General features: G+C 45.7%; 26 protein-coding genes and 1 riboswitch. Of the genes, 12 read left to right on the forward strand and 14 right to left on the reverse strand.

The features are described 5' to 3' along the window. Positions 1-215 precede the first annotated feature (215 nt). The 8 genes from ACE3MZ_RS05570 to queC form a co-directional block, all read right to left on the reverse strand. Positions 216-1,082, reverse strand: coding sequence for a hypothetical protein (locus ACE3MZ_RS05570; RefSeq protein WP_411345484.1), 867 nt, complete (start codon positions 1,080-1,082; stop codon positions 216-218). A gap of 167 nt (positions 1,083-1,249) precedes the next feature. Then, positions 1,250-1,384, reverse strand: a complete 135-nt coding sequence (locus ACE3MZ_RS05575) for a hypothetical protein (RefSeq protein ID WP_411345485.1) — start codon at positions 1,382-1,384, stop codon at positions 1,250-1,252. 248 nt (positions 1,385-1,632) lie between these two features. Beyond that, positions 1,633-2,358: an acetolactate decarboxylase gene (gene budA / locus ACE3MZ_RS05580; RefSeq protein WP_411345486.1), complete on the reverse strand. Its 726-nt coding sequence runs from the start codon at positions 2,356-2,358 to the stop codon at positions 1,633-1,635. A 45-nt stretch (positions 2,359-2,403) separates the two neighbouring features. After that, entirely contained in the window at positions 2,404-4,038 is a 1,635-nt protein-coding gene (gene alsS / locus ACE3MZ_RS05585) for an acetolactate synthase AlsS (RefSeq protein WP_411346710.1), read from the reverse strand. 1,291 nt (positions 4,039-5,329) lie between these two features. Then, a complete protein-coding gene (gene queF / locus ACE3MZ_RS05590; RefSeq protein ID WP_367054385.1) occupies positions 5,330-5,827 on the reverse strand; it encodes a preQ(1) synthase in 498 nt (165 codons plus the stop codon). Positions 5,828-5,959: 132 nt separating this feature from the next. Beyond that, positions 5,960-6,778 carry a 7-carboxy-7-deazaguanine synthase QueE gene (queE, locus tag ACE3MZ_RS05595; protein WP_411346711.1) on the reverse strand — a complete coding sequence of 273 codons (819 nt, stop codon included), beginning with the start codon at positions 6,776-6,778 and terminating at the stop codon, positions 5,960-5,962. 170 nt (positions 6,779-6,948) lie between these two features. Next, positions 6,949-7,437: a 6-carboxytetrahydropterin synthase QueD gene (queD, locus tag ACE3MZ_RS05600; RefSeq protein WP_411345487.1), complete on the reverse strand. Its 489-nt coding sequence runs from the start codon at positions 7,435-7,437 to the stop codon at positions 6,949-6,951. Beyond that, positions 7,434-8,165, reverse strand: coding sequence for a 7-cyano-7-deazaguanine synthase QueC (gene queC / locus ACE3MZ_RS05605; protein ID WP_411345488.1), 732 nt, complete (start codon positions 8,163-8,165; stop codon positions 7,434-7,436). Before queC ends, queD begins: the two co-directional genes overlap by 4 nt. Positions 8,166-8,382: 217 nt before the next feature. Next, positions 8,383-8,426, reverse strand: a riboswitch (PreQ1 riboswitch). A gap of 254 nt (positions 8,427-8,680) precedes the next feature. Between queC and ACE3MZ_RS05610 the strand changes: the two genes are divergently transcribed. The 3 genes from ACE3MZ_RS05610 to ACE3MZ_RS05620 all read left to right on the forward strand — a co-directional run bounded on the left by ACE3MZ_RS05610 (position 8,681) and on the right by ACE3MZ_RS05620 (position 11,632). Continuing rightward, entirely contained in the window at positions 8,681-9,724 is a 1,044-nt protein-coding gene (locus tag ACE3MZ_RS05610) for an ABC transporter substrate-binding protein (protein ID WP_411345489.1), read from the forward strand. Between the two features lie 291 nt (positions 9,725-10,015). Continuing rightward, positions 10,016-10,315, forward strand: coding sequence for a hypothetical protein (locus tag ACE3MZ_RS05615; protein ID WP_411345490.1), 300 nt, complete (start codon positions 10,016-10,018; stop codon positions 10,313-10,315). 717 nt (positions 10,316-11,032) lie between these two features. Beyond that, positions 11,033-11,632 carry a hypothetical protein gene (locus ACE3MZ_RS05620; RefSeq protein ID WP_411345491.1) on the forward strand — a complete coding sequence of 200 codons (600 nt, stop codon included), beginning with the start codon at positions 11,033-11,035 and terminating at the stop codon, positions 11,630-11,632. Positions 11,633-11,771: 139 nt separating this feature from the next. Here the strand turns inward: ACE3MZ_RS05620 and ACE3MZ_RS05625 are convergent, their stop codons facing one another. The 3 genes from ACE3MZ_RS05625 to ACE3MZ_RS05635 form a co-directional block, all read right to left on the reverse strand. Then, positions 11,772-12,452 (reverse strand): glyoxalase, encoded by a 681-nt coding sequence (locus ACE3MZ_RS05625; protein WP_411345492.1) that lies wholly within the window; start codon positions 12,450-12,452, stop codon positions 11,772-11,774. Positions 12,453-12,555: 103 nt separating this feature from the next. Then, the gene (locus ACE3MZ_RS05630; RefSeq protein ID WP_411345493.1) at positions 12,556-13,263 is read right to left on the reverse strand and encodes an AIM24 family protein; all 708 of its coding nucleotides are present in this window, start codon (positions 13,261-13,263) and stop codon (positions 12,556-12,558) included. Positions 13,264-13,412: 149 nt separating this feature from the next. Then, on the reverse strand, positions 13,413-13,817 hold the full coding sequence (locus tag ACE3MZ_RS05635; protein ID WP_411345494.1) for a hypothetical protein: 405 nt from the start codon (positions 13,815-13,817) through the stop codon (positions 13,413-13,415). Positions 13,818-14,264: 447 nt separating this feature from the next. Between ACE3MZ_RS05635 and ACE3MZ_RS05640 the strand changes: the two genes are divergently transcribed. Together ACE3MZ_RS05640 and ACE3MZ_RS05645 are read left to right on the forward strand one after the other, a co-directional pair. Then, positions 14,265-14,429: a hypothetical protein gene (locus ACE3MZ_RS05640; protein WP_411345495.1), complete on the forward strand. Its 165-nt coding sequence runs from the start codon at positions 14,265-14,267 to the stop codon at positions 14,427-14,429. Between the two features lie 235 nt (positions 14,430-14,664). Beyond that, a complete protein-coding gene (locus ACE3MZ_RS05645; protein ID WP_411345496.1) occupies positions 14,665-15,501 on the forward strand; it encodes an EcsC family protein in 837 nt (278 codons plus the stop codon). Positions 15,502-15,828: 327 nt separating this feature from the next. On the opposite strand, the gene ACE3MZ_RS05650 is transcribed toward ACE3MZ_RS05645, so the two are convergent. Continuing rightward, positions 15,829-16,365 carry a hypothetical protein gene (locus ACE3MZ_RS05650; RefSeq protein WP_411345497.1) on the reverse strand — a complete coding sequence of 179 codons (537 nt, stop codon included), beginning with the start codon at positions 16,363-16,365 and terminating at the stop codon, positions 15,829-15,831. A 230-nt stretch (positions 16,366-16,595) separates the two neighbouring features. On the opposite strand from ACE3MZ_RS05650, the gene ACE3MZ_RS05655 reads away from it, so the two are divergent. Then, positions 16,596-17,312 (forward strand): metal-dependent hydrolase, encoded by a 717-nt coding sequence (locus tag ACE3MZ_RS05655; protein ID WP_411345498.1) that lies wholly within the window; start codon positions 16,596-16,598, stop codon positions 17,310-17,312. 283 nt (positions 17,313-17,595) lie between these two features. Here ACE3MZ_RS05655 and ACE3MZ_RS05660 read toward each other — a convergent pair whose 3' ends face one another. Beyond that, positions 17,596-18,009 carry an ImmA/IrrE family metallo-endopeptidase gene (locus ACE3MZ_RS05660; protein WP_411345499.1) on the reverse strand — a complete coding sequence of 138 codons (414 nt, stop codon included), beginning with the start codon at positions 18,007-18,009 and terminating at the stop codon, positions 17,596-17,598. 99 nt (positions 18,010-18,108) lie between these two features. Then, complete coding sequence (locus tag ACE3MZ_RS05665) at positions 18,109-18,546, reverse strand: helix-turn-helix domain-containing protein (protein WP_411346712.1); 438 nt, start codon at positions 18,544-18,546, stop codon at positions 18,109-18,111. A gap of 436 nt (positions 18,547-18,982) precedes the next feature. On the opposite strand from ACE3MZ_RS05665, the gene ACE3MZ_RS05670 reads away from it, so the two are divergent. From ACE3MZ_RS05670 to ACE3MZ_RS05695, 6 genes are all read left to right on the forward strand, one after another. Continuing rightward, positions 18,983-19,435 carry an ArpU family phage packaging/lysis transcriptional regulator gene (locus ACE3MZ_RS05670; RefSeq protein ID WP_411345500.1) on the forward strand — a complete coding sequence of 151 codons (453 nt, stop codon included), beginning with the start codon at positions 18,983-18,985 and terminating at the stop codon, positions 19,433-19,435. A 341-nt stretch (positions 19,436-19,776) separates the two neighbouring features. Then, positions 19,777-20,259: a hypothetical protein gene (locus ACE3MZ_RS05675; protein ID WP_411345501.1), complete on the forward strand. Its 483-nt coding sequence runs from the start codon at positions 19,777-19,779 to the stop codon at positions 20,257-20,259. 383 nt (positions 20,260-20,642) lie between these two features. Then, positions 20,643-21,512: a hypothetical protein gene (locus ACE3MZ_RS05680; RefSeq protein WP_411345502.1), complete on the forward strand. Its 870-nt coding sequence runs from the start codon at positions 20,643-20,645 to the stop codon at positions 21,510-21,512. A gap of 46 nt (positions 21,513-21,558) precedes the next feature. Further along, positions 21,559-21,909 carry a hypothetical protein gene (locus tag ACE3MZ_RS05685; RefSeq protein WP_411345503.1) on the forward strand — a complete coding sequence of 117 codons (351 nt, stop codon included), beginning with the start codon at positions 21,559-21,561 and terminating at the stop codon, positions 21,907-21,909. A 1-nt stretch (position 21,910) separates the two neighbouring features. Next, positions 21,911-23,368, forward strand: coding sequence for a phage tail sheath family protein (locus ACE3MZ_RS05690; RefSeq protein WP_411345504.1), 1,458 nt, complete (start codon positions 21,911-21,913; stop codon positions 23,366-23,368). A 61-nt stretch (positions 23,369-23,429) separates the two neighbouring features. Next, positions 23,430-23,837 carry a phage tail tube protein gene (locus tag ACE3MZ_RS05695; protein WP_367054442.1) on the forward strand — a complete coding sequence of 136 codons (408 nt, stop codon included), beginning with the start codon at positions 23,430-23,432 and terminating at the stop codon, positions 23,835-23,837. Positions 23,838-23,886 lie beyond the last annotated feature (49 nt).

The raw sequence follows: 23,886 nt of genomic DNA on the forward strand, positions 1-23,886 counted from the left end.
GCAGCGAATTGCCCCATACAAAGTTGGTTTTGATTCTTATGATGTTGGCAATCACACTCAACACCAAACCACATGTAAGCACTCTTTTTCCAAGCTTCATACATAGGCTCCTTTATACTTTGATATCGTTCCGTCCTTGTACTGATGTGGCATGCTAACGATTCAGAATGAGTATGATCGCAATATGCAATCATGTTGATCACCTAATTTCAATGTTACATATGCTTTAAGCCATTGTACCGTTTCCCCAACGTTTTGTATCGCATCGTACGGATTTGCTCCAACCGATGGAAATTATCCGCAAACGAGATTCCAGCTGGTTTCAATCCTTCGCCAAAATCGTTCTTATACTTCAACATCGCTTCCGGGTACAATCCAATCACATGAATCTGGTTCCAGTTCGGCGCATCTGGATGCTGCATATAGACGTTCACCGTTTCTAGTGCAATCATACAATAACACCAGCGCTTATGCTCCAATATATAGTTCATAGCAGGTCCATTATTCGTAATCATAATATCGCGAAACTCATCCAAATACGGCTGCTGCACATCTACATACTCCACCGCGAAAAAGGGCTTGAGCTTGCGTTTATGTACATGTTCTGGCGGATACGGAAAGTGCGAAGCAGGCGTACTAACCAACAGCTCTTGACGAACGACCGTAACCAAAGCATCCATTGAGGCAGAGGCAGAGGCAGAGGCAGAGGCAGAGGCAGAGGCAGAGGCAGAGGCAGAGGCAGAGGCAGAGGCAGAGGCAGAGGCAGAGACAGAGGCAGAGGCAGAGGCAGAAGCAGAAGCAGAAGCAGAAGCAGAAGTAGAAGTTTGCTGCTGCAACGCCTGTGCTTGTTCTGCATGCTCCACTCCGATCAGCTCCAGTACATTCCAAGTCGGGAAATCGCCTTCTTTTTCAGCGGTAATACGTAGTGTGTATAGCTCATGACTATGAATCAAACCTTGCTGTACCTGCTGCTGCCGCTGCGGTTGAATATGAGTTTGATAATGATAAAGATATGATTTTAATGTGGAACGCGGCACCAACCGACTTTCCGCATAGTAGAACTGGTTATCCTGTGCTTGCATAACCAAACCTCCCTAATATGAAATGAATAACCTTCTGCACGATCGCTCTTGCTGTCACTGCATTATGTAGTTACGTGATATTGTAGATTATCCTCATTAGCATTAGTGTTATCTCTTTATTGTAAACTGTCCAACAACGGAGCGGATGTCAAACAGACAAACTGTACTCAAATGGTCATTTTCGTCCAAACTGTGAAGAACCAACCGAAGAACCAACCGAAGAACCAACCGAAGAACCAACCGAAGAACCAACCGAAGAACCAACCGAAGAACCAACCGAAGAACCAACCCTCTACTTGCAACCAATCTCTTGTAATGAGGGCTTGCACGACTTCGTACCAACGATGACTCCATAAAAAAGACTCCCTTCCATATTAGAAAGGAGCCTGCACTAATATTATTCTTATTTTCTCTCTCTATCCCTGCATCTATTTATGTTGTCGTACCTGTATCGCCACATCTCAATCGGTCAGCCAGACTACAACAATCCAGCAGAATGCTAACGATTCAGGTCCAGCAAGATCGCAACATGCAATCCATCCATGTATACTCAGGCGCCAGCTCCTGCACCTTCCGCAGTCAGAATCGCCTGTTCCAGATCCGGCGTTGCCAGATCGGCTTTCAGATAGTTGTCGTCGCTTGGTAGTAGTAGATTGAAATGCTCACTGCTGCAAATGGAGATTTTGCATTTCTCGACCACAAAGTCCAGCACATGACCGCCACCATTGCGCTCGTCGTTAATAAAATGCAGATGATACCCGGCTACGCCAATGCCTTGCGCAAATGCTGGTGTCCAGAAACCAGCAATCACACCATTTACCCGGTCAAAATGGAAGGACGATTGCGATTTGGTTACTTCTACAAATGGTTTGTACGGCTTGGTCTGATGCGTTACTGTTCGTGTATTCACCTCACGGAACGTGCCTTCGATCCGAATCGCATGGAAAATATTCGGACTGGATAGGCGATCGTTCAGCACCTCTTCCAGCTGATGACGAGTAAATGTTCCGTTCAATTCAAACGACTGCTCCGGTTCAAAATACGTTACCGTCGAAAATGGCGTCGATTCTTGCAACTCGACTTTACGAGCTGTACTGTTTGGATAGAGATGATAGTACGAGCCGTCAAATGCGATCATTTCCCCGTCCAGCTGATGAAAGGTTCCGATGCCAAAGTCTCCGTATGTTTGCAATTCCTCAAATGTAATCGCTCCGTCGTATAGTCCGCTGAGTAGTGCGACCATGGTGGAAGCCTGATAGACGACATGATTGCTCATTATGATGATCTCCTTTTTATATCAATTATCCGTTTCGTTTGCTTATCAGTTGGTCGTTCCCGGTAGTAGTTTTTGACCCAGTTTGATATTGTCTTTGTAGTCGATCGGTACATCAATCACGACCGGACCTTGTTGCTGCAATGCTTCACGCAGTACCGTTTCCAATTCGCCCGGGGAATAGACACGCATCCCTTTAGCGCCAAAGCTTTCAGCGTATTTGACAATATCCACATCGCCAAAATGCACACCGGATGTACGTCCATATTTCATTTCCTGCTGGAACGCAACCATATCATAAGTGCCGTCATTCCACACAATATGTACCATTGGCGTTTGCAGACGGACAGCCGTTTCCAGCTCCATCGAAGAGAATAGGAAGCCGCCATCCCCGGAAATGGAAACGACTTTCTCATGCGGATTCACCAGTCCTGCGGAAATTGCCCACGGCAGTGCTACGCCAAGCGTTTGCATCCCGTTACTGAACAGCAGGCGACGCGGCTCATACGAGCGGAAGTAACGCGCCATCCAGATGTAGTGAGAGCCAACGTCGCAGGTCACTGTTACATCGTCACCGATCAGCTTACGCAGCGTCTGGATAAAGAACAACGGATGCACGCGGTTGTTATCCGACGAAGTGTAAGAGATATCATCCTGATTCAGTTTGTTTTGCAGCGGAGACAATATATCTTTTGCTTCGGTGGATAGCTTCAGACTTTCCAGTTTGGGCGTGAGAGCTTCCACATTGAGCGCAATATTGCCGATAAGCTCTAGCTGTGGTTGGTAGTCCATATCGATATCGGCTTTGCGGTTATCCAGATGATACACGAGACGCCCGCCGCCTTTGTTCCACAAATATGGATCATATTCAATCGGATCGTATCCGATGGTTAGTACGAGATCGGCTTGTTGCAGCAGCAGATCGCCCGGCTGATTACTGAATAGACCGACTCGACCGTAGAAATGATCGACCAGATCACGGGAGATTGCACCTGCTGCTTGGAACGTTTCTACTACTGGTAGATCAGTGTGGCGAAGTAGTTGGCGTACGGCTGCTGTTACTTCCGGTGTACTTGCTTTCATACCAAGCAGCAGGACGGGGAGTTTGGCGTGACGAATCTGTTCTGCCACTTCGTCGATAAAAGCGGCTGGCGCTGTACCGAGTTGCGGCATACGCAGTGGTGCCAGTTCAAATGGCTGTGCTTCACTCAGCAATACGTCGGTTGGTAAACTGACAAATGCCGCTCCGGGCTGCGAAGAAGAAGCTTCGCGGAAGGCGTTGGTGATCGCTTCGACCACATTGTCGGGATGACCGACTTCGACGCTATATTTGGTTACCGGTGCGAACAGCCCGGCATTATCCATCGATTGGTGTGTACGTTTCAAGCTGGCAGTGCGTGGAACTGCACCGGCAAGAGCAACAACTGGATCACTTTCGGAATTGGCAGTAACTAGCCCAGTGACCAGATTGGATGCGCCCGGTCCCGAAGTTACGAGACATACGCCTGGTTTGCCAGTCAATCGTCCGATAGCAGCAGCCATAAAAGCAGCATTTTGCTCATGGCGACATACGATCAGCTGTGGTCCGCGTTCTTGCAGCACGTCAAATACCGGATCAATCTTCGCACCCGGAATCCCAAAAATATACTGTACATCTTGCGCGATCAGCGCATCTACGACCATATCCGCTCCTGTATTGCGGCGAGTAATAGTCGGATTGGCAGAAGCGGCATCCGTCTGATGCTCATCCGGCATCTGCAACTGATCCGCGGCAACCGATTGATTCTGTTGCGGCCGGGCAGGGGCAGATACCGAAGCGGCAGGTGCCTCCGATTGCTGCAATTTCATTTCCTCTACGTGGGTTTGTTCGGATGTTGCTATTTTTGTACTCAAGCTCTCCATCTCCTTTGATTTTGTAGTTTCTTGCTGGTCATATGCAAAAGAACAGCAGGGTCTGAATACACAATGAAATAGGTTTCTCTTTTTCTGAATATACATGTAAATATGGAAAAGAGTACATATCTATTCTATTCCCATAAAAAGTAAAATCAATAGTTAAAATTTGAATTATTAACTGGAAGCGATAACAAAAAGAGAAGGAGTCCAAGATAGATAACATAGAACAAAGATAGGAGATAGTTCACGCTTACATGAGGAAAAATGAACGAATTTGAATGGAAATGGCTTTTTTTGAGAAATTTATAAGAGGTTTATACAAGTGGAGTAGTATGTAATACATTAAAAAGCGATATACAAGAGTAGATATTCATTTTACAATTTCCAGTTTTTTATTCTGAATTTAATATTGATCAAAGGTTAGGAGGGGCAAATATTATAAATTTCTATCTGTAAGATTCATGTATTCTTCTCAAAAAAGATGAAAAGGTGCAAATATATTACGTATTAAAGCGTAGCACAAAACAAGGTTTGTATATAATATATTTCTTCTTAAATATAATAAAATTGCACTTTGTAGATACATGATATTTCGCACAATATATACATTGAAAGTAGAACGAGCCAAACAAATATGCCACCTATTCAGAATAAACAAAGTACGCAGCAAGGAGTATGTCGGGATTCATCTGTGAGTCGCCCATGTATATGTATGAATGTTGGCGATCACAAGATGAAGTATTTCTATTCAATAATACGGAATCTTTTCATAGGTTACATAAGAAAAACGAATACATAGAAAAGCGCCTGTTGGAATCCGTAAAGTACCAAAAACATCTTGTGTACGATACTTCATCAAACAGGCGCTTATTTAAGCGTCATAATCTATTCTATTCAAATAGTAACTATATCGTGTGTATATCTGTTTACGTCCTCGACATAGAAGAACATACTTTAAACGCAAACGCAAACGCAAACGCAAACGCAAACGCAAACGCAAACGCAAACGCAAACGCAAACGCAAACGCAAACGCAAACGCAAACGCAAACGCAAACGCAAACGCAAACGTGTTACGGCTTAGCGGTTGTCGATCGTCTCCGGGTACATATCGTGGTTCATCATGCGATGTTCTGCCATTTGCTCATACTTCGTGCCCGGTTTGCCGTAGTTGGTGTACGGATCAATCGAGATACCACCGCGCGGAGTAAATTTGCCCCATACTTCGATATAACGCGGGTCCATCAGCTTCACCAGATCGTTGAGGATGATGTTCATGCAATCCTCGTGGAAATCGCCATGATTGCGGAAGCTGAACAGATACAGCTTGAGCGATTTACTTTCTACCATTTTCTCATCTGGAATATAGCTGATATAAATAGTCGCAAAATCTGGTTGACCCGTAATCGGACACAGACTCGTAAACTCCGGGCAGTTGAATTTTACAAAATAATCGCGGTACGGATGCTTGTTGTCAAAGCTCTCCAAAATACTTGGATCGTACTCAAATGTATATTTCGTGCCCTGATTGCCGAGCAACGTCAGATCTTGCATTTCGTTTTCCTGTCTGCCTGCCATGGTGTGCAAAGCTCCTTTTTGTAAATAAAATAGTGTCGTTATATAAATACCGCATAGCGATGGCAGTGGCTGGGTGATACATTATCCTCCAGCATATCCCATGCCCACCATCGCATTGTCCATGATATATCATTACACGCCGCGTTTGTTACCCCAGACGAGCGTATGCAGCTGCGGCAGGATACGCGCATCGTTGAACGCGGGACGCTCCATCGCCTGATCGATCAGCCATTCGTACCGATGTAGCAGGGAGGAGGCGATATCGTCGTCCGCACTTACCACATCAGGATTCCCGGTTTGCATGTAAAAAGGAAGAGAGGGATAACGCTGATGCACCTGCTGCGCATAATCCAGATCGGCTTCGTCGAAAATTACAACTTTCAAGCTGACTGCCTGCTCTACAGCTGGCAACTCATCGCCATCCTCATCTGCAAACATAATTTGCTGCATCATCTGATCTACCGGATTCCGGCGCAGACGACCAACAATATCATCCAGCACATCAAAATCCGTCGTCATACCAGAACTTGGTGGCTTTGGCGAAATAGTCACGTCGTTAATATTCAGCAGCCAATCCTGCCAGCGCGAGCCTTGCGTTTCCACAGCGGTACGGATATTGTGCTGACGCAACAAATGCACTAGCTCGCCGATGGAACCTAGCAATGCTGGATTCCCACCGGAAATGGTCACATGGCTGAAGCGGTCGCCGCCAACGGCTTTCAATTCATCCCATACATCCTGTGCACTCAGTTTACGAATCTGGTCTTTGGCACTGCCATCCCACGTAAACGCCGAATCACACCAGCTGCAACGATAATCGCAGCCAGCGGTACGCACGAACATCGTTTTTTGCCCGATGACCATGCCTTCGCCCTGTACGGTGGGTCCGAAAATTTCCAGTACCGGAATCGTAGCAGCGGCTTTAGGGGATGCATTACGAGCAGATGACATATTCGAGCGATTATCAGATGGCGTAGCGTGACTATTGTCAGTATGGAGTGTGTTCATTTCGCTATGTTTGGCATGCAACGAGCCGGAATCAGGCAGTTTGTTTTCTTTTGTATTGGATATGGAAGCTGTCGCCTGTTCTGTTGCTGGACGAGTATCTTCCCAAACTTTACTCATGAGAACATCCACTCCCGTCTTGCTTCGGCATAGCTGGTCGGTGTCTCATACAGCTGTACGAATTCCGTCCGTCCGCCTTCCACCTGACTGCGATATGGCTCGCTTTGTAGCGCTTGCTCCATTTGTTCAAACAGCCAGACGACCATATTCTCGGCGGTCGTATTCATTGGTGGTAATGTTTCATTCAAATAGCGGTGATCCAGATACGTTTCGATCTGTTCTTTCCAAATGGTTTTGATATCGCCAAAATCGACGACGATCCCATTCTCGCTTGGCATGCCGCTAATGCCGAAGATTACTTTATACGTATGCCCGTGCAGATTCATACATTTGCCTTCATACGCATGCAAATGGTGCGCTGCATCGAACGTGAATTCTTTGTTGACCAGCACCCGTTTGCGATGGTAGCGGAGCTGTTCGTGCGTAATGTCTGTGCCAAACTGCTGTAGCTGCTCGACAATACGAAACGGTCCGGGTTGACTCATGATGATTGTCCTCCTTGTGAAGGAGTGACTTCGGAATCGTCCAGCTCCATCATGATGCGATTGCTGGAGGAGACGGTTGCGCGTTCCTGCATATATTGATCCAGACCAGCTTTGCGCAGTTTGCATGCCGGGCATTCGCCGCAGCCGTCGCCGATGATGCCATTGTAGCAAGTCAGCGTTTTCTCGCGGATATATTGGAAAGCGCCTAGATCGTCTGCCATTTTCCACGTTTCTGCTTTGTCCAGCCACATCAGTGGCGTATGAATCACGAATTGGTGATCCATCGACAGATTGAGCGTCACGTTGAGCGATTTGACGAAAATATCACGGCAGTCCGGGTATCCGCTAAAGTCCGTTTCGCAGACGCCGGTAATAATATGGCGTGCGCCTTTTTGTTTGGCAAGAATAGAAGCAAAGCTCAAGAATAGCAGATTGCGTCCATCTACAAACGTGCTTGGCAGCTCGCCTTCTTCATGTGTAATCTCGATATCTGAGCGAGTCAGCGCATTCGGTGCCAGCTGGTTGAGCAGACTCATATCCAAAATCGTATGCTCCACACCTTGCTCGGCAGCGATTTGCTGGGCGACTTCAATCTCTGCACTGTGGCGTTGTCCATAGTTAAACGTAACAACTTCCACCTCGGCAAATGTTTGTTTTGCCCAGAACAGGCAAGTGGTGCTATCTTGACCACCACTAAATACGACAACTGCTTTTTCATTTTTAAGCATGACAAAATCTCTCCATTTCCTTAAAGGGATAATCAGATAAGCAACGAACCATTCATTTCAAATGTCGTCTCTGTTGTCCTTCGGGAAGCGAGAGATCCATGAACTTGGTCTATAGGCATTTGGACAATGCAAAAACAAACCTGACGATGTGCCGCAAAAATTACGACTGTCTACCATTAAAAATAGGCATTGTCGCAACAGACATATCCATTTCAGGTGGGTTTTAGTTTTTTATAGAGGGAGTTCGCGAACCTCTCCCGCGTAGTACCGTAGCGAACAACGATCAGTGCAATATAGGACTGACGAAGTGCTGTATGGTGCGACGACGGATTTTCTTCTGTTCAGGATGCGGCTCAAAAACCGCTTTACCAGTATAGCATATTTACGTGCCGATGAAAGGAGATTTTGCTTCGATATATCGGGAGTTTGGACGGGTAGTTTGAAACGCGAAAATAAGGAATGAATCTTATGGTATGATATAAATGAGAATATTTATCATTTAGAGGAGGTACATAATGAATGTAACAAATCGTATTCGCCAATCTGCTTATCTCAAAGGAATGACGCTAGTCATGTTAGCGTTTGGATTGCTTCTAGTTGGATGCAGTACACAGTCCGAAGGATCAACATCAAGTAGCGCGCAGTCGAACAATGGAGGTACAACAGCTGAGACGATACAGGTACAGCACGCGTTTGGTACAACTGCTATTCCGGCGCATCCAGAGCGCATTGCTTCGTATAATTTGGAGGATATGCTGTTATCGCTACATGCACCGCTTGTAGCAGCAGTATCCGCAGGTGAAGATTACTATCTGGCGGATCAGTTGGATCAGCTTCACGTACCGATCCTGAATATGAATGGCGGCACGTCCAATCTGGAAGCTTTTATCAACGCAACGCCCGACCTGATCGTCGCAAGTGCTGCGATTGACCAGACGACATATGAGCAATTGAGCCAGATTGCTCCGACGATTGTATATGACCGCGAAAATTGGAAGCAATCCATCGTCGAACTGGGCAACGTATTAGGGTTGGAGCAGCAGGCACAAACCGTGCTGAAGCAGCATGATGAACAGGTGGCTGCAACCAAAAAAGCTGTTACCAAGGCTACTGGCAAAGGCAAAACCGTTGCGTTCCTGCGCACCACTGCTAAAGAAATCCGTTTATACCTGCCGGGTTATACCGATAGCCAAGGAACGGAGCTGCCCGGTTACGGCGGCATGCTGTATAACGATCTGGGTTTTACACCACTGGATACGATCCTTCAATTGCAAAAGCAAAACCCGACCAAACAAAATGTCACCGTATCACTGGAAACATTGCCCGATCTGAACGCCGACTACGTATTTGTCACAACAGGCAGCGCCGGCGGAACGGCCGCTGACCGTCAGCAGGATCAACAGCAATTCAAAGAACTCAGCGCCTCACCACTCTGGCAATCATTACCCGCGATCAAACAGAACCATCTGTTTACCGTCGATGCCCGTCACTGGATCAGCACCGGACCGATTGCGGATGAAATGAAGATGGATGATGTGACAAAAACGTTAGGCATGTGATCGTTTTGAATATATTGTAAGATTCTATCAAGTCAAATCATCAGTTACAGATTGTATAGTCTGTCTGATGATTTGGCTTTATTTTTTGAGGCAAGCCAATGGATGTAGCATTATTATATGAAGATTCTCGAAAACAGTAGTCACAGGAAACGAAAACAAAAGGTTAGCATATCTATATTGATAAAATGCTAAATCTACCAACCATAGCCACAGCCTACCCATTTACGCTATACTGTCATAGGAGAATGTGACTGACACCGAAAATTTACATTATGGAAAGGCGGACATTAGATGCTGACCATTCATATTCGTCATAAGCAACTGGAAAAGCTAGAGGAGCCAGATAAAGGATACTTGGGTCGTGTGGAGCTGGAAGTAGAAGGGCATGCAGAGCCGTATGAATTGACCCTCTTTTCCAAGCGTGGTCATGACTGGGATTACAGTCTGCACTTTTTGAACGAACCTGGTAAAGAAGAAGAGATTGAAGCGGTAGAGCAGATCATCGAGGAAAATGATGATGAATTTGACCGGATTATTGAAGCAATCTGGTCGGTATATCCGGGTGAGGACAAGCCAAAAGATTATCGCTAAGATGACATGGTGATGCACAACGGCAATCCTTTATCATTTCTAAGTAGAGATGTTAAAGTAATTGGTTGCCGTTAAGCTACCATATAGATGTAGATACTATTCAGACAGCAATGATTCGACAAAAGATAGATACATAAAAAATACAATCCAAAAGACATGCGCCTAAAGTTTGGTTTCTATGAAAATAACGAAAAAAAGAGATATCCGCAAAAAACTTAGATTCTGAGCTATATACTTATCATGAGATGACGCAAAATTGCTATATTACACATTTTTTGCCTGTTCAGCTTTGCTCAAGATGGGTATATAAGACTAGCGTTTGCATGTGTGTGTAGTGATAATATGACAAATATCATCATTATTTTAAACACGGTGTCTTTAGACTCAGGATTTTTGGTATGTATGCCTGTTATATTTAGTAATACCCGGATGATACGTAAATCCGAAAGTAGCATGGAATAAGAAACGGTGTGAAAATCAGGTGCAGTTGGGGACAGCAATATTAAAACTGTGCAAGATTGGATACATCGTTTGATTCATACCGGGTCAGTATGGGGAATTGGACATTTGTATTTGCAAATGAAGGATACAACAACACTGTACGCATAAATAGCAGGGTATTTGAACAATCATATGTGTAAAAGAATAGTTCATGCGCGACAAAAAGGGACGTTAAACAATGCCAATCTGATGGATTGTCCAGAGAGGAGATTAATAATGATCAGTTTTTTTCGCAATAAAACGATTCCGTTAGCCGATCAATGGAGCAAATTGCAGGAAGCTGCAATCCAGCTCAAAAATGATATAAGTATAGAGCAAGTAATTCATGGCAATTCGATGTCCTGGTATGAGGAACGACCGTATACCAATCTGTTGATTTCACTCGGGGAGAAAGTGTGCCAAGACGAGCTTGATCTGGATTGCACATATCCGACCGACCAGATCTGGTATGTAGACTTGCAAGAAGTCGAAAGTACGGATCTGTATACGCAGCTTGCGGAACGCCTCGTTGCCATGACGGGCGGCGAACTGAATATGACCCATATTCGCAGTTGTTTGGATCATGAGCATAGCAATGTTATGTTCAGCTTCTTGCATCATGGGGAACGGATGGAATGGGATATTCAGTATTACAGCGAATGGGTAGACAAGTCATTTTTTGACCGGATCATTAAGCTGAATCGCCAACGTGGGGATGAGCGTGAATTTGTGTATATGACACTTGGGCAGCACTTGCTCATTGCCTATATCGACCCACAGCAATTCAAAACATTAAACAAGATCGTAGAACCGAAATTTAATGTTTGGAAACTATGATCCTTATCTGTAGATGAGCATGAGGGGATGGAACGAGAAATACAGCGTTTCATGTCATGAGCGTTCCATTTCATACAGATGCCAAAAAGCACAACCGGATGCAGTGTAGACTGTTATCGGTTGTGCTCTTTTGTGTGCGTTAAGAAGGGAGATACGTACATTCTAGCTTGCCTTCATCGTCGAGATCTAATTGCAGACTATGATCAAATTGGATTGTTAATGGATGGATTTCGGATAATTGATGGGAGAAAAACCAGCGTCGCCCTACAGGGCCGAGCAACAAATATGCATCCATGCTTCCGACAAAATTCAATCGTTGTTCATCGATTAATTCAAGTTGTATAGGCATATTGGCTTTGTGTAACAAATTAGCAGTTGCCAATACGGAAGGAGTCGTGATGTTGATTTCACCAATGCTTTGTATAGAGGCAGGTGTGAAGTCATTCAGATCAGTTGGTGCATGCTGTTGACGGGCGATACATTCTACAATATTTCCAGCGGGATCTTCAAAATAACAAGAATACGAATTGAAGAATTCGGAATGTGTATCATCCTGACCTTCTTCAGTGGATAATGGTGTTGTTTTGGCGATCCAAGCTTTCGCCTGCTCCAGATGATTTGCTGCAATATTGATAGCAAAATGATAAAAAGGTTTTGTTCCGTTTGTCACTTCTTTGAACTCCAACCTACTAGTGCCAAACTGTATCGTAAATCCGGAAGATTGCAACTGTACGATATCTTTGCCAAATACCTGTACATAAAAATCATGCATTGGTTTGATTGCAGCAGTATATAAAATAAGGTGTTGAATGCGGAACATGATATAACACTCCTTTGTAGATACGATTGTACAGGGATGCAAAGCGCAAATTTACCGCAGGTATTCTGGTTAAATGGAGCCAGCAAAGCAACTGGCGAACATATCATTTTATAAAAATACCGCCAAACGGAATCACTTCGCGCAGGATGCGTTTGAACAGGCTGTTATCCTCCAGATGCTCGGCAAGCTCGCCGTTATCGTGTCCAGTCTGGATCAGAACAGAGCCGTGCCCTGTTATTGCCCACTGATATTGCATATGCTGACTGGCGAGATGGTTGCCGTATACGCTCAGCTTGAGCGTGGCATTTTCCGGATAAGCAAGCAGGCTACGCGCATCGACATAGATAGGCTGCGTCGGATGCAGCTTCATATCGATCACCGCACCACGAGTCAGCAGACCGATTTCACCTTCGCCGCCAAACTTCACTTTGATAACGTCACGAGTAATCAGGATGTTTTTCAGCTTGAGCAGTCGCGTTTGCATAGTAATGCCGGACGTATAATAGAACAAATGGCGAAAATCATACAGCAGATCGCTACCAGCATCAATCTGGATAGGAATCAAACTGAATCCGGGCGGCAATGAAGTGACAAATCGGCAAGGACCGGTAAAATCGGCACGGATCAGATTGCGTTTGCGGTACATGCCTTTCACATCCATCAGTCGGTCATTACGTCCAGCTGATGGACCTTCGTAGGCAATAATTTGACTCGGATGCAGCAGATGAAGTTTCTCGGCGTCCGCCAGATTGACGATCACCGCCTGTCCGCTATGCGGAAGTGTTGAGGATTGCTGCCATTCCAGTTGCAAGGGGGTGCCCTCCTTTGTATCCAGTATAAGAAAAGGTAGAGATACATTCATGATCATCATCTGAACAATCATTCATAAGTATAGTAAGACAAGAATACCACGGGCGGTGGAGAGCATACCATTGTTCATGGCAAATAGCCGCCGTATGCTTAACGGCGGCGTAGTCCGAAGCGAACGAGCCGAGTAAAAATGAACCAGAGCAGTACTAGACCGATAGCGGAGAAGAGCAGGATTTTCCAGAAACGAGCGCTGGCTGCACGTTCGGCTTCTGCCTGTTGCAGCTGCTTGATCGTCTGGGACAGTAATTCGTTTTGCTCCGCCAGACGTACATTCTCATCGCGATACGTTTGTATATTTTGCTGAGCCTGATCCAGCTGGTTTTTAGCTTGGTCGTAATTTTGCTTGAGTTCATTCACTTCCTGCGGAAGTTCAGTAAAACTTTGAATGCCTTCCCACCAGCTACTGGCTTGCGCGGCTTGTGCAGGTAGAAGTAGATTGGAACAGAGGAGCGTAATGCTCAAACCGGCGGACCAAATCAGGGATTTCCATTTCATAAAAGATGAATGCCCTCCTTTGCTAGGCAGAAGTAACGTTAATATATACGAAAATAATCATAAAACGATGCTGAATCTCTCATATTTTCATTATACATGTCGATAATATATATTGACATTATTCAAAATGTAGAGTAAAGTATGCTAAATCTTCCATGCACGTCTCTTTTATGTCATGAGATCTGACACTGGCTGCTGGCGAATCCAGTCATCTGATCCTTATGCACGTAATAGCTGACACTGATAGCTAGCAACTTTCTGCTGAATGTTTAACTTGTAGATAGACAGGGTATAAATGATGTGTCCCACCTGTCTCTTTTTTGCAGCCATGATATCTATTAAACCTCCTGATCCTTAGAATAAACGATAAGCAAAGTATAGGCTTTGCATATATAAGCAACAGACCAACAATAACGTATTTTTCAATACACTAGGAGTGAAACACACATGCATGAAACAAACTTTGATCCTAACTTCAAAAAAGTAATGATTACTGTAAATGGCGAGCCAGTCGGCAACGGTCTGGTGATCGACCGTATCACATACGCACCTGTACGCGAGCAAGAGCTTGTCAATGAAGCTGCACCAAAACCGACAGCACCGATGCTGTAAAGGTATAACGTACCCCGAATAAGCGTGCTCATTCGGTAAATGATTGATATACAGGTTATGAAGTACAGTCGCACACCTTTATGGTGCTGCGGCTTTTTCATTTCGATGAATAGGACGACAAGTTGCGGCACAAGATGACACCAAGATGTTTTAACATAGGCGCTTCGGTATAATAGACAGTAGGGCAACACGGATTCAACACTTGGTACATAGACAGAGCTGGAGGGATCAGACGATGGATATACAGGAAACTCGTAAACAACTGGAACACGAACTGGAGCAGGTCAACAAATGGGAGAAGGAACAGCGCGGCACATCGATTTTGGACAAAATCGGTCGCATTCCATTTGCGCTACTGGATCGACTGACACCCAAATTTATTCGTGAAAAATTAGGAGTTGCTCTGAATGAGATCGGACGCTTTATTCAAAATGGCGGCGCCTATCTGATCTCTCCCAAAGGCATTATGCAAAAGCTGGCGACACTTAGCGGGCAAAAGGATGCAGTGTTAAAGCCAAAGGATGTCGCTCAGTTGCCGCTAGAAATTATGGACAAAGCGGCGCTGGACCTGTCTCGCAGTCGCTCGAATCTGGCAGCGCTCGAAGGAGCCGCTTCCGGTATCGGTGGTATTTTTACCATTGCGGCGGATATTCCGGCGATGATCGGCATTTCGCTGAAGGTGCTGCAAGAAATTGCTCTGTGCTATGGATATTATCCAGATGATCCGCAGGAACGTTTATTTATTCTGAAATGTCTGCAATTTGCTTCTTCAGATGTAGTCGGCAAGAAGGCAGTATTGCAGGAGCTTGCTGATTTTGAGAAGGCGGATACGGGTAAACAAGTATTTTCGCAAATTCAAGGCTGGCGTGAAGTAGTCAATTCTTATCGGGATAACTTTGGCTGGCGCAAGCTGTTTCAGGCTGTGCCGATTGCCGGAATTCTGTTCGGATCGTTTGTGAACAAGAATTCGCTTGATAGTGTAGCAGAGGCTGGACGGATGCTGTATCGCAAACGTCGTATTTTGGAAAGATTGAATGAGCTGAATCAACCAGTCACCGGGCAGAACGCCTGATTCACAAAGGAAAACGAAATATAGGATAGAATGAAAAGCCGATATGTGCGCATTTGTGCATGCTATCGGCTTGTTTATTTCCATATGGCGAACATATGTGCTATAATGGACGAAGCATCCAGATGGCAATGGTTGTATTGCCATTTGGCGACGTGTCTGTCATGGTCGCGCATGACGGAACAGATTCAGATAGATTTCGAAATGATGGAACAAATATGAGCAAATTATGGCAACACGTCTATGGAACATTTCCGAAGTGTACGCTTCATCGCAGATTGTCCCCCTGCTGATGTAAAGAGAAGAGCTGCACATATAATGAGCATCTCATCAATGTACAGCTCTGACGACACTGCCGGATGACGTCAAAGCGCCAACCTGCATAGCAAGAATGGTATGATCCGGGTAACCCGGGTGATGCTCGGCAAAGACAATCTCGATCCCTTTGTTATGCCTTGCATTGCACCAGATTTGACGTAGCTTCCCTTGTTCGCGCACACTGGAAGACAGAATATAGCTGTCTGGATCACTAGTGAACGATTGTAATGTATCCAGAAAGGCATTCCAGCTAACCTGGCGTTTGAAATGGTCAGATGTCTGAGAGTAGACAGTCTCGTAGTTACCTTGCATGATGCTGTCAGGCAATTGCTCGGGTGGAAGCGGGTATTGTTCGTTATATACAGGTGTTGCCTGATGATAACGGGATATTGGAACTGGTTGCTGATCAGACTGTTGCTGTCCGCCAAGCGGATGAGAAAGTGTAAGTTGGAGATCGTTGGCTGTGCTTATAGAGCTGCAACCTGCCAGCAGAATAGTGGCGAGTATGCCGCCTGAGGCTATCCAATGCCCTTTCCGCATTTGCTTCATGATAAAGACGCTCCTTATCGCCCGAAACGATATACCGGGCAGTAGTAGATCAGACATGCTGAATATCATCGTGGTGTATCTTAACCATACTACAGATGAGTAAGTGATACGTACTTATATCCAAAATTTAACACTAAGTTTAAAATATTGAAACATTAAATTTACACACATCATCTTGCGAGCGCAGCTGTCGTAACAGCAAGTGTTTTTGAAAGGAAGTTGTATTCATCATGATGGGCAAATCCCATTTTATTATTAGTACAGGGCTGACCGTATCGATCATGACGATGGTTGGTGTTCCTGTTACTTCTGCTGCTGTAGTAGCTGCCGCTGTTAGTTCTTTATTACCCGATATTGATGAGCCGAATTCACTCTTGGTTTCCAAGACATTGTCGGAGCCGATTTTGCGGATTTTGCAGACGATTATGCTAGGTGCAGTAGTGTGGATTTTGTGGAAAGGTTTGCTGGGCATGCCTTGGGATATTGGCATTGCCGTGGCGGTCGTATTCGTAGCCTTTTTGCCGTTACGTTCGTTGCGCAAATTCGTGATGTTTCTGATCGGTGTGGGCATTATATTGTACGGGCATGAGATTGCGCCGTGGAATTATATGGGCGGCAGTCTGCTGATCATTTGTACCTTTTTGCCACATCGTGGATTAACGCATACGATTTATGGCACGGCAGCATGGACAGCGTTGTTATATGGGACAACGGCACATACCGGCAATAGTATCTGGATTGCTGGTGGAGTCTCGTATTTTCTGCATCTGCTAGCAGACTCGTTAACCAACCGCGGAGTGAAGCTACTGCCACCGCTAAAATGGAGACTTCGCTTCAATCTGATGAGCACAGGGACACGTAAAGGTTCGGCAGTAGAGAATGTATGTATTTTGCTAACGATCATTATCGCTGGACTGGTGTTTTTGCCGAAGCTGACTGGTGGTTGAGTTGTGGGATACCAGATACTGCATACTGGTGGATACTGGATATCATGTAATAGATCACAAATGACAGATACCTGATAACAGACAACAGATAAGAGTTGCAAGAGTAGGGACAGCATCGGTAAGACAAGATTAGCTATGTTGAAGAGAATAGTAGTAAGTGAAATATACAATAAAAACAAAAGAAAAAAGCCCTGCCGTGACTGTATCATTCTCGTTTAACAGAGCAGAATGACAGAACAGAAACGGCAGGGCTTTGTAGTTACATAATGGAACGTATGTTCGATTACAGATCAAAAAAATATAGCATTTCACGAGGAATGCCAGTACGCATGGCGAATGCTTCCAATGTCTCGTCGTCACGCTGCTCACGTCCGGTCGTTAGTAGGGTAATGGCAAAAGAGTTTGCCTGACGCTCCATTTTGCCCGGCCAGAAATACGAATGCTCTTCCAAGAAAAAGCGGCTAAGTCCTTTGTGTAAACGGTCGTGACCGAGTTCGTGAGCGCAGACAAACCGCTGCCACTGCGGAGACAGCCCGTGATTGATGACGATAAAGCGCCGTCTTAGTTTGGTGTAGTACAGACCTTTGGTTGATTTGCCAAGATCCATGTAACGAATATGTATGCCGAGCGCTTCAGCAATGTCAAAAGGGCAATTGGTTTGGTATTGATGCACCAGCCTGGCTGCGATATCATCCATCGGTATGATTCACCTCGATATAAGCGTTTGGTTTGGAGCGCCGTTGTCTCCCTAAGAATAGGGCAACCGGGCGCGATGGTGTGCGTGTATAAAACCGGCTTACGATTGGCGCCTGTCATCACCTGCAACAGGTTTGCGTTTGTTCATATGCTTCGCTTCCCAGAATAGTCCGGTTAATACATCCTTGATCCGCTGCTTGTCTTCATCATCCAGCGGAACGCCATCAAACATCAATTCACCATCTTCCTCCAGCATTTTCTTAAAATCACGTTTGTCTCTGGAGCTTGCCCATTCTGGAATCTGCGCAGTCTCCTCCGGATGCAGATAACCGGCATGATCCATCATTTCCGCATAAGGCACATGTAGCGCCTGCGATAGCTTTTCAATCGTTTGCGGCTTGGGAACACCGCGCTTGCCATTTTCGATGCGCGAGATTTGTGAGGTACTGATCCCAGCAATATCGGCGAGCTGATTGATGCTCCAACTTTTTTGTTCGCGTATTTGCTTTAAATAACTTCCAAATGAAGGATTATCCACGGACATAACACCCTTTCTCCAGACACGATAAAAAGAAAGCAATCTACCGATGCATATTGCCGGTTTGCGAATACGTATCACATGTTGTCTTACCATGTTACTATAACCCATTATTGCCATTAGGTAAACAATGGAAATCCACTCTTTGCCAAAAGGCACAAATGCAGGAGCAAGAAGTAGATAAATGAAGATTTTCCCGTAAAAAGCAACTATTTTGGCAGTTTACGATCTCTATACTTTCGTGTTATCTTAAATATACGAAATGCGAACAAAATACGAACATTAACAAAAAATTGGAATTTTATTGTGTTGAAATGCGTAATAACTGGTTATATTTATATCATCATTGCCAAAAGGCAAAGATTGAATAGAGTGAATATGGATGGAATAGATTGAGCTTGAAGTCTTCATTATTATACTAAAGGAGTGTTGTACAATGAACCCTATGATTTCCCTACCGCAATTGGATCGTCGCCAAACTCGTAATGCCGTCGAAGCGGTATTTGAAAAATATCGGATCTACAAAACGATTACGTTTGAAATTCGCGAAACTTCTATGACTGCTTCCTATGAAGCAAGAATGCACGGACCGACTAACGTGACTGGTGACCAGACGGCTGGGGCTGCCATTTATAATGTAGATACACCGGCTGCACGTCGTGCATATTGTGAGCGCGTTGAAGCAATTGTGGATCGGTTGAGCGAACGTGAGCAATTGCTCATTCGGGAACGTTATCTCAAGCAGGATGATGTGTTCGATTATAAAGTATACAGTCACCTGTTCGATCCGCCGATTAGCAAAGACACTTACGTTAAAATTCGCAGCCGTGCTTTTTACAAGCTGGCACTGGCGCTGGCGGATAGCGGCATGATGCGACTGCCTGTCTAAGGTTAGATGCAAGGTGATGTACACAAGGCGCTCCATAGAAGTTTGGAATTTACAATGTCATTCCATTGCTTGGATGTAGTGGAAGAAGATGAGCAATTAGAGGTTTGCCGAAGTGTACAGGCTGTCCCAGGGTGGGACAGTCTTTTTGTTTGTATTGATTCGCAAGCTATGTATACAGGTTATGTACAAGTAAGGCAAAGGACGGATGAATACAATTCCATATTATTTTAGCGGAAAACATAGCATATATTCTGATTTTATGTTATTTTATGGTAAAAATATAGATGATCTTACATACATGTATACAATGTAAATTTATGATAGATAGGGGTATCGGTTCAGTGAAAAGCGAATTACCTGCCGCTGCCATGATGGTGAAGCGGTTCCGGTCTACAACGTATAGCCACCGGGCATGGCTATTTGATAGTACAATCGCAGCGCTATTCGTTAGTCTGCTGGGCGCACTGTATTTGAGCTTTGCTCTGCAACAGACGGTGCTGGCGCTACCAGATCGATTGCAGGAGCATCTGCTGCTGTTTTTGTTTTTCTTTATTCCATTGTTAGTTTATACACTTGTGATTCTTGCCCCGCTAAATCGGGGCTTGCGGACGTTAGTACGACAGGTGCCATTGCAGTTTCTTCTATTTAATATTGTAGCGCTGCCGTTTACATGGCTCATTATTCAGATTCTGCCACTACCAGCAGTAGTAGATTCGCCGATGATGTTATGGTTTATTCCAGTGTTTGCGCTGATCTCGTATTTGTATGCAGGTTTATTTTTGAGTCAGGCGTCGGTGGGGCATGATGAGACTGAGGCGCAATAAATCTTGTTCGGAATTGTATACATGTTGAACTCTAGATTTGAATTCTATATAAATGAAGCAAAATACCCGTCATCTGGCGGGTGTTTTTTGTTAAAAGCCTGATATAGCAGGATCTCCCCGTTTTGATCGCAAAATAGCGCTCTACATCCGCTGCAAAACATCTAATAACCGTCCTTTTTCCGTCTACAACACCGTCTCCATTAGGAGAAATCCAGTGTAAGATTGTATTATCGGAAATGAAGCAAAAGAGCACAAACGACCGAAAGCACATACGCTAATGTACAGGACTGGCATAGGAAGCCGGTTCTTTTTTATGCGGTCATACTGGCTCTTTTCTTCCTCTCCGTTGTTGATGTAGCAGCTATTCATTTTGTAAAAAGGAGGTGAGTATCATCCCTAAGATCAGGGCAACCCTCAAAGCCAAACTGGCTGAGCTGATTCCTGCCTGGTCTGGCAAGGTACTGGATATCCAGTTGCCGGATGTCGGATTGAGCGGCGCCAGTGCAGTCATTACGTTTGCTGAGGAAGTGCAGAAATCGTCATGGGCAGGTTATCGGCGGATTGTGAAAATTTGGCCGTATGCTTTGCCTGGCTCTGGTGGCATGGAGCAGGTGGAAGCCTGGTGCGAGACGTTGATCCAAAAGCTGCATAATACGCGGCTGGTAGACGATGCAGGCGAAGCCTTTACCTGTATATATCTCGGCGCTGCCGACAGCGATCGTACCGAACCGCTAGGTGGATTGGTCACACGACCGATTCGGTTTGGCATTTACGTACCAGAGCCAGAGTCGAATGTCGAAACCGACGTCGACAAAGACCCCTGGCTGACAGCACTTAATAACTGGACCGCGCAGCAGCTTGGCGAGAGCTGGACGATCTATAACGATGCCTGGCCTTCCGGTTATGTGGAGCGCTCGGTGTTGTGGCGGCTGACCAGCATCAGCACCACGGCAACAGGTACGACTGCTTTTGAACTGCGCAAGCAGTGGACGGGTCATATTTATGGGCATAGTGAGCAGGAAAACAAACGTATTGCCGCACAGTTGGTAGAGCGCTTGAATGCACAGGTGAAAATTGTATTGGATAGCGCAACACGCCGTTATTTGACGGTAGGCGAAGCATCTGCTGATGTACAGGCGGATGCTTTTTTGAATGGACAAATTCGCTTGACTCTGCTGCGTCGTGCTCAGCGCGATCTGCCGGATGCACCGCTGGTGCGTGAAGTACACAACAAACCGGTGCTGGACGGCTAGACGTTCTGGCAACGGCATACAAGTAACAGAATCGAGGTGGATGGCATTGGCAACAAGTGCAAAGGGTAGTACAACTACCGCCCGTAAACGTAGCAATACCAAAAAAGCAGACTCCAAAACGGTATCTGCGGGTACACAGAATACATCGCCGGAGCCGAGCGATGAAGCAGTAACAACGGCGCAAGCAGAGTCAACCTCTGTGCAGTCTGTAAGCCATTCGGTTTCCTCAGGTGAGGCGCGCTATCCGCTGGATGAACTGATCCAGCATGCTGGCTCCCTGTTTGGCGTAAAACCGGAAGTCATGCATGGCGTATTCCATGCTGCATCTGGTCAGACATTTACAATCGACGAAGTGAACCAACAAATCCAACAATTTATGAAAGCGAAGGTGGAGTAATATGGCAGGCGGAACTTGGGAAAGTACGAATCGACCGGTATTACCGGGTTTATATATGAATTTTCAGGCGGCAGCAGCTTCTGCAATCCAAGGTGGAGATCGCGGTACAGTCGTTGTACTGGTCAAAGGCAACTGGGGACCGGAGCAGCAATTTGTAGAGATTGGCAGCGAGACTGCAATCAACTCGATCTTCTCCGGTGATAGCGACAACGGAGCAACAGCTTACAGCTCGCTCTATCTGGCACTGCTGGGTAGTCCGAAAAAGCTGCTCGCTTACCGTCTGGCTGACGATACAGCCAAAAAATCAAGCGTTACGCTGAAAGCGGAAGATGTAGCCGTACTGAAACTGGATGCCCAATATACCGGTACACGCGGTAACGGCTTTACAGCAACCGTACAACCAAGCATTACGGATAGCACGAAAAAAGAACTTCGTCTGTACGAAGGCACACGATTGCTGCGTTCGTATGTATCTACAGCGGGTACAGCAGCCGATTTTGCAGCTCAGATCAATGCGGATGAAGACAACACGTATGTAGTTGCATCTGTCGTTGGTAATGGCGGTGTTCCTTCTGACGTGGCAACAGCTGCATTCAGCGGTGGTGCGAGCGGTAATGCTGGTCTGGTGAATGCCGATTATATCGCAGCACAAGAAGCGCTGGAAGGTGAAAACTTTGACGTACTCGCGCTGGATTTTGCAGCTGATTCTGCATTGCTGCAAAGTTTCGCTGCATGGGTAAAACGTGTACGCAGCGAAGGTAAGCTGATTACCGCGGTTGTCGGCGGCAGCGCAGCAGACGATATATCTGCTAAGGCAGCAACTACAGCAGCTACACGCTCGCTGGCACTGAACTACGAAGGCATCGTCAATGTCGGTACAGGCGTGCGCATCGGCACAACCGATTACAGTTCTGCTCAAACAAGTGCATATGTAGCTGGTCTGATTGCCGGTCAACGCCTGAACGAATCTACAACGTATCATGTCGCTCCATTTGACGATGTGACTCGCCGTTGGACTCGCTCTGAGCAGGAACAAGCGGTCAAAAATGGTGTGTTCATTTTCTTCAATGACGGTCGTCAAGTGAAGGCACTGCGCGGCGTGAACAGCCTCGTGATTCCGGGTGCAGGTCAGAACAATGCTTGGAAAAAAATCCGTTCGATCCGCGTTATGGATGCAATCAACACCGATCTGCAACAAGCGGCAGAAGATTCCTATATCGGCAAAGTCAATAACACGGAAGAAGGTCGTCTGGCGCTGATCGGTGCGATGAAGGAATATCTGACCCAGCTGGCACAGAGCAGTGTGATCGAAGCATCTGGCTTCGATGTGATTCTCGACCCGGCATACTATGGTGAATCGCCTGTGCTGAAACCAGAAGCGGATCAAGTATTCCTGCAATGGAATGTGAAGCTGACCGATGTGATGGAGCAGCTATTCGGCACCTTTTACGTGCAATAATTTCTAACTGTAAAGCAAGTCTATTCCAATCAAAACAAACATTCCTGAGGAGGAACAAACTATGTTGGACGCTTCAAGAGTAATTCTCGGTACCCATGGACAACTGCACATCGATGGTGTGTGGCAAACGCATATTAACAAACTGGAAGCAAGCGTGGAAATTGAAAAACGCGAGCTGAATCTGGTCGGCAACGACTGGAAAGTGCACAAAAATGGTATCAAAAAAGGTACCGGCACCATGACCGGTTACAAAGTAACTTCCGATATGATTCAACGCGGTTTCCAAAAATTCGATATCATCTCCAAACTGGACGATCCCGAATCGTACGGACATGAGCGCGTACGTCTGATCCGCTGCATGGCTGACAAAATCCAACTGGCGAACTGGACAGCTGGTGAGGAAGTGCCGGAAGAAACGACCTTTACATTTGAAGGATACGAGCTGCTGGATCCGATCGTTGCGAACTGAAGTTAATGTAATAACAGCGTAATAATAGCGCAGTATGAAAAGATGGAAT

The sequence above is a fragment of the Paenibacillus sp. WLX1005 genome (assembly GCF_046603685.1).
Classification (GTDB): Bacteria; Bacillota; Bacilli; order Paenibacillales; family Paenibacillaceae; genus Saccharibacillus.